10 protein-coding genes and 1 pseudogene are annotated in these 14353 nt (G+C 63.2%); all 11 read right to left on the minus strand.

The genetic code is table 11. The features are described 5' to 3' along the window. Positions 1-4: 4 nt before the first annotated feature. Positions 5-793: a TylF/MycF/NovP-related O-methyltransferase gene (locus ACTXG5_RS21480; protein WP_445160712.1), complete on the minus strand. Its 789-nt coding sequence runs from the start codon at positions 791-793 to the stop codon at positions 5-7. Between the two features lie 184 nt (positions 794-977). After that, positions 978-1784, minus strand: a complete 807-nt coding sequence (locus ACTXG5_RS21485; protein ID WP_445160713.1) for a TylF/MycF/NovP-related O-methyltransferase — start codon at positions 1782-1784, stop codon at positions 978-980. Positions 1785-1978: 194 nt separating this feature from the next. Beyond that, entirely contained in the window at positions 1979-3256 is a 1278-nt protein-coding gene (locus ACTXG5_RS21490) for a glycosyltransferase (RefSeq protein ID WP_445160714.1), read from the minus strand. A gap of 303 nt (positions 3257-3559) precedes the next feature. Further along, entirely contained in the window at positions 3560-4828 is a 1269-nt protein-coding gene (locus tag ACTXG5_RS21495) for a glycosyltransferase (protein WP_445160715.1), read from the minus strand. Between the two features lie 31 nt (positions 4829-4859). Continuing rightward, on the minus strand, positions 4860-5666 hold the full coding sequence (locus ACTXG5_RS21500) for a TylF/MycF/NovP-related O-methyltransferase (protein WP_445160716.1): 807 nt from the start codon (positions 5664-5666) through the stop codon (positions 4860-4862). Between the two features lie 248 nt (positions 5667-5914). Continuing rightward, positions 5915-7015 carry a class I SAM-dependent methyltransferase gene (locus ACTXG5_RS21505; RefSeq protein ID WP_445160717.1) on the minus strand — a complete coding sequence of 367 codons (1101 nt, stop codon included), beginning with the start codon at positions 7013-7015 and terminating at the stop codon, positions 5915-5917. A 219-nt stretch (positions 7016-7234) separates the two neighbouring features. After that, positions 7235-8332, minus strand: a complete 1098-nt coding sequence (locus ACTXG5_RS21510; protein WP_445160718.1) for an NAD-dependent epimerase/dehydratase family protein — start codon at positions 8330-8332, stop codon at positions 7235-7237. Positions 8333-8444: 112 nt separating this feature from the next. Next, positions 8445-9443 (minus strand): sulfotransferase family protein, encoded by a 999-nt coding sequence (locus ACTXG5_RS21515; protein WP_445160719.1) that lies wholly within the window; start codon positions 9441-9443, stop codon positions 8445-8447. A gap of 227 nt (positions 9444-9670) precedes the next feature. Then, positions 9671-10957 (minus strand): serine hydrolase domain-containing protein, encoded by a 1287-nt coding sequence (locus ACTXG5_RS21520; RefSeq protein WP_445160720.1) that lies wholly within the window; start codon positions 10955-10957, stop codon positions 9671-9673. Positions 10958-11010: 53 nt separating this feature from the next. Next, positions 11011-11993 (minus strand): annotated as a pseudogene (meaB, locus tag ACTXG5_RS21525) (methylmalonyl Co-A mutase-associated GTPase MeaB). A 103-nt stretch (positions 11994-12096) separates the two neighbouring features. After that, a complete protein-coding gene (gene scpA, locus ACTXG5_RS21530) occupies positions 12097-14349 on the minus strand; it encodes a methylmalonyl-CoA mutase (protein WP_445160721.1) in 2253 nt (750 codons plus the stop codon). Between the last annotated feature and the right edge of the window lie 4 nt (positions 14350-14353).

Here is a 14353-nt window from a genome sequence, read left to right on the forward strand (position 1 = left end):
CGGGTCACTGTGCCGGCTTGATCAGCAGGCCCTGCCCGGTGGGCAGCGCGCAGATGACCACGCCCAATTCGACTGCCAAGGCATCCATGGCGGCGCGCTGCTCGTCGCGTCCTCGGTTCGCGTAGTCGTCGAGGAGCACAAAGGCGCCCGGCGTCAGTCGCGGCCAAAAATAGCGCAGCGCGGCGATTTCGGGTGGCGCACAGTTCATGTCGATGTGCAGGTAAGCCACCGTGCGCGCCTCAACGTGGTCGAGGGTCTCCGGGACCGCGCCGACGATGATGCGCTGGTTTTGCCACTGCGCGAAATTAGCCCGAACACCCTCGACGCCGCTGACATACATCCCATTGCGCAGCCTTGTCTGACTTCGCTCAAACTCCCCACCTTGACGTTCCGCGTCGGTGACGAAGCGCGAATCGATTCCGGCGAAGGTGTCGAGCAGATAGAACGTCTTGCCCAGCCGATCCCAGTCCAAGTGCTCCATGATGGCGCTACTCAAGAACCCATAACTGACGCCACACTCGACGAAATCGCCGTCCAGCTTGCTCGCGCTCTCCGCCGCCCAAAGCCCGACGTGCACCCGCCACTGCCACTGATACCAGTCCTGGTCAGGGAGGGCACGCGCGCCGCGTTGGTAGGCGCGCTGGAACTCTGGGTTGTCGAGGAACGCGTCATTATGGAAGCTGATCAGGCCGTCGCTCGCGTAGACATCGGGTAGCACAGCGCGCGCGAGCCAATACTCAGCGCGCACCCACCACATCAGCAGGCGAGTCTTAGCGTCCAGAGCGTTTGCCACGGCGGCAACCATAGCATTGGCGCCCACCGCGTCTCCGGCGAATCGGGTGGGTTCACCGCCAAGTTGCTTGACCTATGAGGCAGCACCGAGTAGGGCAAACATGTTCGTAGGCATGGGTTTCCGGCGAACGGCATTTGCCGTCCGTGCTGTGGGAACGGATCCGGGTCTTACGCCCGTGTAGTGGTCATGGCTTGCGCCACAGGACGCCAGTACCGTCGATTTCCACGATCTCGGCAGATATGCCGTGCTTCTCGCGGTAGTCCGCCACCGCCTGCTCACACGCTTTCAGGGCGTGGTAGTCGTCAATGATGCAATAGCCCCCCGACGACAAGCGTGGATAGAGCCCATCCAGGGCCTGAATCGTCGATTCATACAGGTCACCATCAAGCCTCAGCACCGCAATCTGCTCAACCGGAGCGTCGGCCAACGTGTCCTTGAACCAGCCGGGGATAAAGCGGACTTGCTCATCGAGCAAACCGTAGCGCTCAAAATTCGCACTGACTTGCTCCTGCGAGACGCCAAGTATGCTCGCATGCCGGTGCAACTTAATCCCTTTATCCGCTTTGTAATTCGCGGCATCCGGAGGAGGCACCCCCGCGAACGAATCGGCCAACCAGACACGGCGCGTCCGATCCCCGTAAGCCGACAGCACCGCACGCATCAAAATCGAAGCGCCGCCGCGCCACACGCCGCACTCGACCAGATCACCGGGGACGCCGTCGGCCAGGACCGTCTCAACGCAATGCTGCAAACTGGACAGCCGCTGCATTCCGATCATCGTCAACGCATCCGCCGGCCAATCCAGACCCCGATCGCGCGCGTACTCATTGAACGGGTGTTTACGCACGAGCGTGAAATTCCGGGCATTGAAAAGTGATCGCCCCAGCCGATACCACCCGACCGGCACCAGCTCATCCCGACCATATTGAGTAAGGTCGCGACGGAGCAGATCGAGATACGCAGACCGCGAGTCGAAATCAGTCACGGTCAAACTAGCCCTCTCCTCGCATACGACTTACTCCCAGTCATGGAGCCTAGACGCCCCTCGACGTCACCGGCGCGTTCCACAGTCTTCCGTCCACTCCCCCGCTCGCATGTTAGCTGAGTGCCCAGCGCGTGACCTCCGAATCGCGCTGCTGAAGTGCGATCTCGACGTCGGGGCGGGTTATCCGAGGCTCGCGCCGATCACGCAAAACTCCCCGTATGAGCAAAACGTTCCAGGAGATCAGCGGCGCGGGTGACGCTGTCGTCGGCTGAGGTGATCTGGGTGGACAGCGCGCGAGCTCGGGTGGCGCATTCCGGAATAAGGATCTCCCCTAGATCCTCGATCAACGTTTCTTTGGTCGTGGCCGAAAAGCGCCGGGCGGCACCCACTTTCAGTCGTTTGAGATGACCTCCCCAGAAGGGCTGATCGCCTGCCGTCCAGAGGATCAGAGTGGGGATTCCGGCACGTAGACCCGCAGCCGTGGTGCCCGAGCCGCCGTGATGCACCACCGCGCGGCAACCCGCAAAGATCTTCGCGTAATTCACCGCACCCACTACCTTGACGTGATCGAAATGCGGCACCTCGCTGAAGTCGGCCCAACCCGCGCAAATCAACGCCCGCTCGCCCAACTGCTCGCAGGCCGCAGCAATCATCTCGACCGTATCGGCAGGGGATTCGCTGACTGGCATGCTGCCAAAGCCAAAGCAAATCGGCGGTGTGCCTCCGGCAATCCACGACGCGACCTCGTCATCGACGTCCGTCGTCAGCCCCATCGTCAGCGCGCCGACAAACGGCCGTCGATCACCCCACTTCGCCCATTCTTTTGCCAGCCCGGGAAAGCACACCGCGTCGTAGGCCTGCAGTTCCAGTGACCCGCGTTTAGCGATCCGCTTTGGAGAGGCACATGTGGTTTTCGCGAGGCCAAGCTTACGGCGCTGGGTGTCCTCGGCCTTTTTGTTCATCCGCCAAACCATCCAGTCGTAGGCCGCCATGCCCGTGCGGACCAGCGGCGCCGGAAGGTTTGGAATGAGCTGCCCGTTGGGCCGCATCGGGATGTAGTGCAGCACGGCCATGGGGATGTCGTAATATTCCGCGACGTTTGTCGCGAGGTCCTGGTAGAGCTGGCCGGTGAAGAGCACGTCGGCGCCGGCAGTCAGTGCCGTCAGGGTCTCGCTCATATCGGTCCAGGACCGCAGCACGGGCTCCCAGGCTTCGCGCACCAACTTCATCGGTCCCTGAACCGTCAAGAAGCTGCGGCGGAACCTCGACCAGAAGTTACGCAGGAACTCGTCGTCCCAGAACGCCTGCATATCCGGTCCGTAAGCGACCGCGTCAAGCCCGGCCGTCTCGGCGAGGCCAAGCAGATTAGGGGGAATGGCCATGCGGACTTCGTGCCCTCTGCGCAGCAGTTCGCGCCCCGCGGCGAGAGAAGGCTCGACATCCCCGCGAGTTCCATAACACGCCAGAGCAAATTTCATCGCGAGGCTAGACCTATCACTTCCCGTCGACCTAGGCAAGCCCAGGCGTGTGCGTTTACCCCTGATTCACGTCGGCATTTGATCTTCGCCAACGGGGAGCTCCTATCGCCCATCAGACCACGTGATGGGAAGACCAAAGGTGTTCTGCCAATTTGATATTGAATGACGCCGGGGTCTCGGCAAAGTTTTGACTCGGTGGAGGAACCCCGAACAAATGGGGCGTTACGTCGCGGCTGCGAATAAGGCGAGCTGGGCTGGGCTGTATTTCCCAGGCAATTCGCGGGGGCGCCCCGCGTCCGCCGATTAGGCAAAATTCTTGGCGCGGGCAAAGTTCTCCACAAGATCGGCGGCGGTCCTCACACTCTCGGCGGGTTTGGTCATGCGGGTGGCGAGCGCGCGGGCTCGGATCGCGTATTCCGGGTCGAGGATCCGGCGCAGGTCCGCGACCAGCGATTCGCGGGTGGTGCTCGAAAAGTGACGGGTGGTACCAACTTTCAGCTGTTTGAGCTGCGCGCCCCAGATCGTCTGATTCGGGTCCATCGAGAGAATCAACGTGGGAACGCCCGCGCGCATGCTTGCGGCCGTGGTGCCCGAGCCGCCGTGGTGCACGACGGCGCGGCAAGCGGGAAAGATCTTCGCGTAGTTCACCGCGCCCACCACGTTAACGTGGTCGAAATGCGGGACGCCGCTGAAATCACTCCAGCCGGCGCACACCAATGCCCGCTCACCTAACTCCGCGCAGGCCGCGCTGATCATGGCGATCGTCTCGGCCGGAGATTCCACCGGCATGCTGCCAAAACCAAAGCAAATAGGCGGTGTGCCCGCGGCAATCCACGACGCGACCTCGTCGTCGACGTCAGTCGTCAACTCCATGGTCAGGGTGCCGACAAAGGGGCGATGACCATCCCATTTCGCCCATTCGGCTGCCAGGCCGGGAAAGCAAGCCTCGTCGTAGCCCTGAATCTCCAGCGATTGGCGGTCAGCTATCCGTCCCGGGGACGGGCCTGTTGCCTTCGGCAGGCCAAGTTCACGGCGCTGCGTGTCCTCGATCTTCTTGTTCAGGCGCCAACAGAACCAGTCGAACGCCGTCATTGCGCTACGCGCCAGCGGTGAAGGCAGGAACGAAACGACCTGGCCGTTGGGCCGCATCGGGACGTGATGCAGCGTGGCCAACGGAATGTCGTAGTACTCCGCGACGTTGGCGGCGGGTTCCTGGTAACTCAGCCCGGCGAACAGCAGGTCGGCGTCCCCCGCTAGCTCCACCAGCGTCGTGTTCATCTGGGTCCAGCACTGGTCGCTGAGCTCCCACATCTCGCGCCACAACCTTCTCAGCTGCCGGACTCGCCAGAACCTGCTGAAGAAAGACGTCCAGAAGCCGCGGTACACGTCCAGCCACGTCCGCGTATCCAACCCGTAGGAGACCGCGGGAAGCCCGGCCGCCTCGACGAATTCCATCAGGTCGGGCGCGACGGCCATCCGCACATCGTGGCCTCTGCGCTGCAGTTCGCGTCCGACAACGAGGGAAGGCTCGACATCGCCTCGCGTTCCATAATTTGCCAGCACGAATTTCATTGCGGACCCAAAACTTACGGTTGTGTGGTGGTCATGGCTTGCGCCACAGCACGCCTGTGCCGTCAATTTCTTCGATCTCGACAGATATGCCGTGCTTCTCGCGGTAGTCGGTCACCGCTTGCTCACACGCTTTCAGCGCGTAGTAGTCGTCAATGATGCAATAGCCGCCCGACGACAACCGTGGGTAGAGCGCGTCGAGAGCCTGAATCGTCGATTCATACAGATCGCCGTCAAGCCTCAAGACCGCAATCTGCTCAACCGGAGCATCGGCTAACGTGTCCTTGAACCAGCCGGGGATAAAACGGACTTGCTCGTCGAGCAACCCGTAACGTGCGAAATTCGCCCGGACTTCCGCCTCCGGAACCCCCAATATTCTCGCATGGCGGTGCAGCTTAATCCCTTTATCGGCTTTGTAATTCGCGGTGTCCGGCGGAGGTACGCCGGCAAACGAATCAGCCAACCAGACCCGGCGCGTCTCATCGCCGTAGGCCGACAGGATCGCGCGCATCAATATAGAGGCACCGCCACGCCACACGCCACACTCGACCAGATCGCCGGGAACGCCGTCGGCCAGGACCGTCTCAACGCAATGCTGCAGGCTGGTCAGCCGCTGCATTCCGATCATCGTCAAGGCATCCGTCGGCCAATCCAGACCCAAGTCCCGCGCATGCTGGTCAAACGGGTATTTACGGACCAGCATGAAATTGCGGGTATTGAAGATGGGCCGCCCCAGGCGATACCACCCCACCGGCACCAGCTGATCCTGACCGTATCGCGTGAGGTCACGACGAAGCAGGTCAAGATACGCCGATCGCGAATCGGTTTCAGTCGCGGTCAAAGCTTCCCCCTACGTCCCATGCCTCTACTCCCACTTGTCAGCCGGTTGTTCAGCCTAGACGGCCGCCGACGCCGCCAACGCATTTCACGGTTTTCCCCAAGCCCCCGTCGCCCGGGTGCCTCCACACCAGCTCCTACCCGGGACCCGGCAGCAAAGACCGCCACCTCAATGAACCGGACGAGGCCGTGCAGACGGCTTGGATTTCCTCGCGTGCAGCCTACCGCCAATCACCGTCAAGCTACGTCACGCTAGCGGATCCGATCCAGCTTACCCAGACCGGTAATCTGGAGACTCACCGACTTCCGTGACCCGACAGCACCAAGCAGGAAAAGCATGTCGCTTATCGGAGCGCCTAACCAAAATCGCCAGAACGGCTTTCGAAGGCACTTCAGGGCGAAGCTACCCTCCCCGATCAACCAATACACCGGAATCGCGATCATGCGGTAGCACATGCGTTTCCATCCCGCGGAAACCATCTCGAGATTCATCTCCATCATCTCGAGGCCCCAGGACCGGTATTGCCATTCCAGCTCGTAGCGATTCTGAAACTCAAAGAACGCCCGCATTTCGCCATTGGTGACGAGGTATTCATCGAAGACCAGGATGGATCCTTCGACGAAGTGGTCCTTGCACGTCTCTAACGCATGCAGGCAACTCTCATAGGTATCCAAATCCATGTGAAAGAGCCTGATTGGGGCTGCTGGCCGCTCGGCGAGAAACGGTGCCAGGGTGTCGTATGTGCTTCCCCGGATGAACTGGACTTTCCGGCCGAGTGCGTCAGGCAAGCCGTCTTGGAAGGTGACCCCAGTGTCTTGCATAAAACGTTTCGCGAACGGGTCTGTCAAAGAAAAGGTTCCGCGCTTGACGACCTGGTCCTCGAGTTTCCAGTCCTCAACCAGACCCGAGAAGCTATCGAAACCGTAAACCCAGCGGTCGCTGGCATCGGATATGAGCCTCGTCGACCACCCGATCCAGACGCCGAGATCGAGGATCAGTTCGTCGGAACCGCCCAGGGATGGGCCCCCCAGGTTCGACGCCTCCGACAACAATGTGTGGCCTCGAATCCGCCGCCGACGCAGATCAGACATCGTCTGGTGAATAAATTCGCGATATGCGTCGTCATAAATTCTGGTGTCCCGAGCATATAAATTTGGGATGAAGCGATCACGCCCCCGATAAACAAGGCGCGCACATACCAGCGACAGCACGAGCACGCCGATCGCTACCAGGAGAGCCGGCACGAAGTAACATGCCGTGGCCACGGCGAGCGCAATGCCAACGAGGAGCGCTTTCCACAGACCATGAACTACCGTCCGATCCACTGACCGCCTGTCGACCGCAACGCCCACCGGTTCACCTCCCTGTTCTGGCTAGACTAAGGCGAATCGTCCCGAGTTATTGAATGAATCACACGATTGCTCGTTAGTCATTCTCAGCCCCAGGGCGGACCCGACTGCACCAGGTCCAGGTGAGGCGGCGCGCTTGCCCTTTGCGCACGCCCTCATCGGAGGCGTAGCCAGCGTTTTGTTCGAAGTACGAGCGCCGTTAATTTCGCCCGCCATGATCCGCTACCGGGCGGTCCGATTCGGTAGGTGATCAGTTGCCGTGGAAGGCGATTCGGGCTGCTGGCCGATCCATTGCAGCAGTTCGTGCAAGCCGTCGTCGAGCGACCACTTGGGGTACCAATGCAGCGCTTCTTTCGCGGGCTCGATGTCGCAGCTCGCGGCACGTACATCACCATCGCGAAATTTCGATACGACGACCGGTTCGGGGGCGCCGCAGACGGCACTGATCCTTTGCGCCAGCTCGTGGATCGTTGTCGGTTTACCCGACCCGATGTCGACGCAGCGTAGCTGAGCTGCGGGTTGCTCCACTGCAGCGAATAGTGCGTCGATCACGTCGTCGATGTACACGAAATCGCGCACGATCCGACCGTCTTCGTAGACCTCCAGCGAGCGTTGCTCGCGCGCCAACCGTGCGAAGAGAGCAACTATTCCGGTGTAGGAATTGGTCAGCGACTGCCCCGGCCCATAGACGTTCTGCAGACGCAGCACACTGAGATTCGTGTCGTGTGCGGCGGTCCAGGCAGCCAGTATGTGCTCCTGGGCGAGCTTGGTCGCCGCGTACACGTTGGTGGGCCGAGGCTCCGTCCGGCCTGCGCGGCTCGGAAGTGGGACCGCACGTTCACCCGTCGGGCCTTGCGGATCCCAGATGCCGGCCGCCAGCTGTGCGTGACTGCGAGGCCGCGGATAGAAGATTTCCGGGCCGCATTGCCATGCGCCCTCGCCGTAAATGGCCCTTGATGACGCCAGGACGAGCTGGTCGGGCACAAGTCCCGAGCGGCTCAAGGCGTCAAGAAGCTGGGTGCTGCCCACCACGTTGACGGAGCCATGGCGCGTCGCCTCGGAGAGCGACTGCGCGGTTCCCGTCTCGGCCGCCAAGTGGACGACCTGGGAAGGTTGAAACAACCGAAGCACGGCATCCCAGTCAGGCGCGTGGGTGACGTCGCCCGTGAATAGCCGCACGGATGGCGGCACGTCGATCGCTTGACCGGCGGCGTGCACCTGTGGGTGCAGGACATCCATCACAGCAACGTCATAACCGGCTTTGACCAGGCGGCGCGACAGCGCAGACCCGATGAATCCAGCTCCACCGGTGATTAGCACGGATGTTGACAAGAGCCGCCGTCTCCCGTTCGTCTGCAGGGGTAATAGGAAGAACACATGCGTTGCCGAGAATGGGCCCGGTCGATCATATCGAGGACCGCCCGGCAAACCGCTATGCCCAGGTCCCCCGACGCCGGTGTGCGATCGCGATGAGCTCCATCATCGGCATCGCGATCGAAGGCCGTAACAACCTGAAGAGCAATCTCCTGGAGCGGCTATGGAAGTCGTGGGACGCCGCCCGCAACTCATGTTCGCTGGCCCGATACGACTCGAAAAGGCGATCTAGGGCAGCCCCGTCCAGGGGCTCGTCCTGCGCGGCCGCACACAGCGATTGGTAAACCGCCGAAATCCACTCTGCACCGACGATGCCTTCTATCGGGCCGCACTGCCGCTGGCGCCGAAGATCGGGTGTCAGGAATTCCTCGATTGCGGCCGCTTCCTGCGTATTCAGATCGATCTCCAGTGCCGTGGAAATCCGCTTTATTTCCCGGGGCCAGTCGTCGAGGAAGTCGGCGTAATCGACGAACACGCGCGGCAAGCCGCGCGTGTATCGCTCTGCCAACAAGTTGTATTTCAACCACAAGGCACCCGAGAGCTCCCGCGAGACGTGCCAGGTCGCCGCGACGGACGAGATGACCTCCAATGGGTGGCGTACCGGAATCAGGGCCGCAACGTCGAATCCGGCCTGTCGCGCGGCCTCGAACCACAGGTTAGACAACGTCGTGATCCTGGGTTCCTTGATCACCACCAGCGGGGCGTGCGGCAGCGTGGTGAGGTAAGCCGCAATCTTTGCGACGTGCGTGGCCTTCTCTTCGGCATCGAACGCGCCGTCCTCCTGTAAGTGCAGCGACGGGTCGAACCATGTGGTCCCATGCCGATACAGGATTGCTTCGTTGATGGCGATGGCCTTGCGCGGCTCCCAGTAGCCCCGCGGATTGCCCGCATCGGCGCCCAACATTCCGGACGGCAGCGCACCACCACACAGCGAAAGGACGCGGGTGATCGCCGACGTTCCCGACCGTTGCGGCCCCAAGACGAAGAGGGCGACCGTGCGCCCTGCGGTCCCGGATTTCCCTACCGTGGCGCTCACGAAGGCGGCTCGGGGGTCCATGTGCTGCGCGTCGAGGCGCTACATCGACATGTGGTCATCGCGGATGTAATTGACGGGGCCGAAAAAAAATAAACATCGGCCCGCCGGTTGCGGGTTCTCTGTGCGCTCACCGGAAAGCCTTCCACTCGGCCCCTGCCTCATGGGTTGTCGGGCGGCAAGCACGCATTAACCATCGAGGTGCGCCGATAGTACCGTCCGAACCTGGATGCCCGCTGTGCGAACGTCGGTCAGCCGACGGCGGCACCGGGTTCGCTGAACGGTGCCCCAAATTCGGTCACCGGACGGACACCGCGTTTGCGGGCCTTCCCGACACCCACCCGGAGCAGATTGCCCAGTGTGGCCACCCCGGAATGATCCAGCACCAGGAACGGCGACAACAGCCGGTTGTGCACGAAGGCGAACGCCAGCCCGGACGCGGGGTCGGCCCAGCCGAACGAACCGCCCATCCCGACGTGGCCAAAGCCCGGCATCACGTTGCCGAACGGCACGCTGTGGTACCCGAGGTGGAATGACAACGGCACCATGATGTTTCGGTCCCTTTTCAGGCTGCGCCGACCGGTCAGCCCGGCTACGATCTCCCGCGACAAGAATCGGGTGCCGTCGATCTCACCGCCGTTCGCGATCGCGCCATACATCCGCGCCAAGCCGCGAGCCGTCGCCACCCCGTTCGCTGCCGGCATTTCGGCGTCCAGCAGTGGGATATCGCCTTGCACGGCGGCCATGACGCCGCGGAAGTACATCGAGCGAAATCCACCGGACAGCTCGGTGGCGACCTTGGTTGCCAGCGAGCCGATGATCGGGTTACCGATGATGCTCTGCGGCATGATGATCTCGGCGACCCGCGTCGGGCTTCCCGCGGGTGGCCGGCCCAGGTGCAGGCCGTCGGTGCCCAACGGCTCGGCCAGCTCCTCGCGAATCAGCTGTCGCATGCCTTTGCCGGTCACGGCCCGGGCCAGGCCGGACATCAGCCAGCCGTAGGTCAGCGCGTGGTAGGCCGGTTTGCCCAGCAAGCGTCCGGGAGGCGCCGCGGCCAGCCGCTCTTCCATGACGAGGTGATCCAGCAAATCTTCCTGGGTGGCGCCACGCAAGCCCGACAAGCCGGCCCGGTGCCTCATCACCTCGCGCACGGTGAGGGTCGCTTTGCCGTTGGCCGCGAACTCCGGCCAGTACTCGGCAACCGGGGCTTCGTAGTCGATCAGCCCCCGATCGGCGAGCCGGTGGATGACCGTCGAGGCCATGCCCTTCGTGGCGGAGAAAACCATCGGCGCCCGGTCGGCCGTCCACGGCAGCTGGCCCGCCCGGTCCGACCAGCCCGTCCACACGTCGACCACAGGTTGGCCATCGAGGTAGACCGCCAGCGCTCCACCGCCGAAGCGGCGACCGGGGAAAAGGCTCGAAAAGCCACGGACGACGCAAGAAAAGTTTGGGTCCGCCGCGCCAAACACACGATGACCTGCGTCAGGGGCATCGTGGGAGGGATTCGCGCGGTGATCGACCCCGTTGTCTACCGTCACAATTTTAAATTTACTTCCGTTCGGCCTGTCAGAAAAAGCAAACAGTAATTAATTTACCTTTCCGTTAGCGAGACGATGCGTCTAGTATTTGCTGGGCCGCCATCGCGGGCGTCAACTCGCCGGCCTTGACTTGCCGCTCCAGGTCAGCCCGCATCTTGCGTACCGCGGGGTTGGACAGCACCCGGTCCAGGACCGTGTCGCGGACCATCTGCCAGGTCCAGTCGACCTGCTGTGCTCGGCGCCGGGCCTCGAATTCCCCGGCCTCGGTGAGCACCTCGCGGTGGCGCTCGACGGTGTCCCACATCTCGGTCAGACCCGTCCCCTCCGCCGCGCTCATCGTGAGAACCGGTGGTCGCCATAGGGTTTCGCGTGGGTAGATCAACCTGATCGCCGACGAGAGCTCGCGTGCGGCTTTGCGCGCCTCGGGCAGGTGCTGGCCGTCGGCCTTGTTGACCACCACGATGTCGGCCAGCTCCAGCACGCCCTTCTTGATGCCCTGCAGCTGGTCGCCGGCGCGGGCCAAGGTCAGCAGAACGAAGGTGTCGACCATGTTGGAAACGGCCACCTCGGACTGGCCGACGCCGACGGTTTCGATGAGGATCACGTCAAAACCGGCCGCCTCTAGGAGGACGACCGTCTCCCGGGTGGCCTTTGCTACACCGCCCAACGTCCCCGACGTCGGCGACGGCCGGATGTAGGCGTCCGGGTGCGCTGCCAATCGCGACATCCGGGTTTTGTCGCCCAAAATCGAGCCGCCGGTCCGCGTCGAGGAGGGGTCCACCGCCAGGACGGCCACGCGGTGGCCGCGATCGATCAGCTGCATGCCCAGTGACTCGATCGTGGTGGACTTTCCCACCCCGGGAACCCCGGTGATGCCCACCCGATGGGCGTTTCCGGAGTCCGGCAGCAAATCCAGCAGCAACTGCTGGGCCCGCTCGCGATGGTCGGCGCGGGTGGACTCCAGCATCGTGATGGCCCGTGGCAGCGCCGCGCGATCGCCGCTGCGGATGGCCTCGGCCAAGTTTTGGGAGGTCATCTCGCCCGCCCGCGCGTTAAGCGCCGCGAGCCTAACGCCACGGCGAAGAAATGAGCGGAATTTCGCCGTGGCGTTAGGCTCGCGGGAAAAAGTTGGCTGGCCACTAGTCCAGCGCGTAACCCAACCGCTCGGCGAGCTTGTTCAGCAAGCCGATCGCGGCGTCGGCGATCACCGTCCCGGGCGGGAAGATGGCGGCGGCTCCCGCCGCGTAGAGCTCGTCGAAGTCGCCGGGCGGAATGACACCACCGACCACGACCATGATGTCGGACCGGCCCACCTCGGCCAGCGCGTCGCGCAGCGCCGGCACGAGGGTCAGGTGTCCGGCGGCCAGCGAGGACACGCCGACCACGTGCACGTCGTTGTCGGCGGCCTGGCGGGCCACCTCCTCGGGGGTGGAGAACAGCGATCCGACGTCCACGTCGAACCCGATGTCGGCGAATGCCGTCGCGATCACCTTCTGACCGCGGTCGTGGCCGTCCTGGCCCATCTTGGCCACCAGAATCCTGGGCCGGCGGCCGTCGGCCTCGGCGAACTTCTCGACTAGTTCGGTGGCGGTTGCCATGTTCGGAGCCTTTCCGGCTTCGTCACGATAGACGCCGGCGATCGTACGGATCTCCGCCTGATGGCGGCCGTACACCTTCTCCAATGCATCCGAGATCTCCCCGACCGTGGCCTTGTGCCGGGCGGCGTTGATGGCCAGCGCCAGCAGATTATTGCCCAGCCCGTCCTCTCCGGCGCGGCCGTGCGCGGCAGCTGCCCGGGACAACTCGGCCAGGGCGGCCTCGACTGCCTCTGCGTCCCGGCTCGCCCGCAGCTCTTTCAGTTTGGCCAGCTGCTCGGCGCGCACCCGGGTGTTTTCAACCTTGAGGACCTCGACCTCCTGGTCCTCTTCGACCTGGTACTTGTTGATCCCGATCACTGGCTGGATCCCGGCGTCGATGCGGGCCTGGGTGCGCGCGGCGGCCTCTTCGATGCGCAGCTTGGGAATGCCGTCGTCGATGGCCTGGGCCATACCGCCGTGCTCGGCGACCTCGGCGATGTGGGCCCGCGCCCGCTGCGCGAGCTGATGGGTAAGCCACTCCACGTAATAGGAACCGCCCCACGGGTCGATCGGCCGCGTGGTGCCCGACTCCTGCTGCAGCACCAGCTGGGTGTTACGCGCGATGCGGGCGGAGAAGTCGGTGGGCAACGCCAGCGCCTCGTCCAGCGCGTTGGTGTGCAGCGACTGAGTGTGGCCCTGAGTCGCGGCCATCGCCTCAATACAGGTGCGGGCGACATTGTTGAACGCGTCCTGTGCGGTCAGCGACCAGCCCGAGGTCTGCGAATGTGTGCGCAGGGAAAGCGATTTCGCGCTCTTCGGGTCGAACTGGCTGACCAGTTCGCTCCACAGCAGGCGACCGGCCCGCAGTTTGGCGACTTCCATGAAGAAGTTCATCCCGATGCCCCAGAAGAAGGACAACCGGGGCGCGAACTTGTCGATGTCCAGGTCGGCGTCCAGGCCCGCCTTGATGTAGTCGAACCCGTCGGCCAACGTGTAAGCCAGCTCCAAATCCGCTGTGGCACCGGCTTCTTGGATGTGGTAACCGGAGATCGAGATGGAGTTGAACTTCGGCATCTTGGCGCTGGTGTAGCCGAAGATGTCGGAGATGATGCGCATCGACGGCTTAGGCGGATAGATGTAGGTGTTGCGCACCATGAACTCTTTGAGGATGTCGTTCTGGATGGTGCCGGCCAGCTTCTCCGGCGGTACCCCCTGCTCCTCGGCGGCCACCACGTACAACGCCAGGATCGGCAGCACCGCACCGTTCATCGTCATCGACACCGACACCGTCGACAGGTCGATGCCGTCGAACAGCTGCCGCATGTCCAGAATGGAATCGATTGCCACACCGGCCATTCCGACGTCACCCGCAACGCGCGGATGGTCGGAGTCGTACCCACGGTGGGTGGCCAGGTCGAAGGCCACCGACAGGCCCTTCTGGCCGGCGGCCAGGTTGCGCCGGTAAAACGCATTGGACTCGGCGGCAGTGGAAAAGCCGGCGTATTGGCGGATCGTCCACGGCTGGTTGACATACATCGTCGGGTACGGGCCGCGCACAAACGGCGGCTCACCGGGAAAGCTGTTCAACGGGTAACCGTCGGCCTCGACGGCGGCGCGGTCGGCGGCGATGTAAACCGGCTTTACGTCAATGTCTTCCGGCGTGTGCCAGACCAGCTGATCGGGTGTGTACCAGTGCGCCGCCGCGGCCGCGGCGACGTGCTTGTCCACGGCGGCGTCGGTGGGCGGCTGCCCCACCCGATCGCCGTGCAGCGGGATGTCGGCAAAGCTGCCGATCACCGGAGTAGACGTCGTCATGGCG

The organism is Mycobacterium sp. Dal123C01, assembly GCF_052566995.1.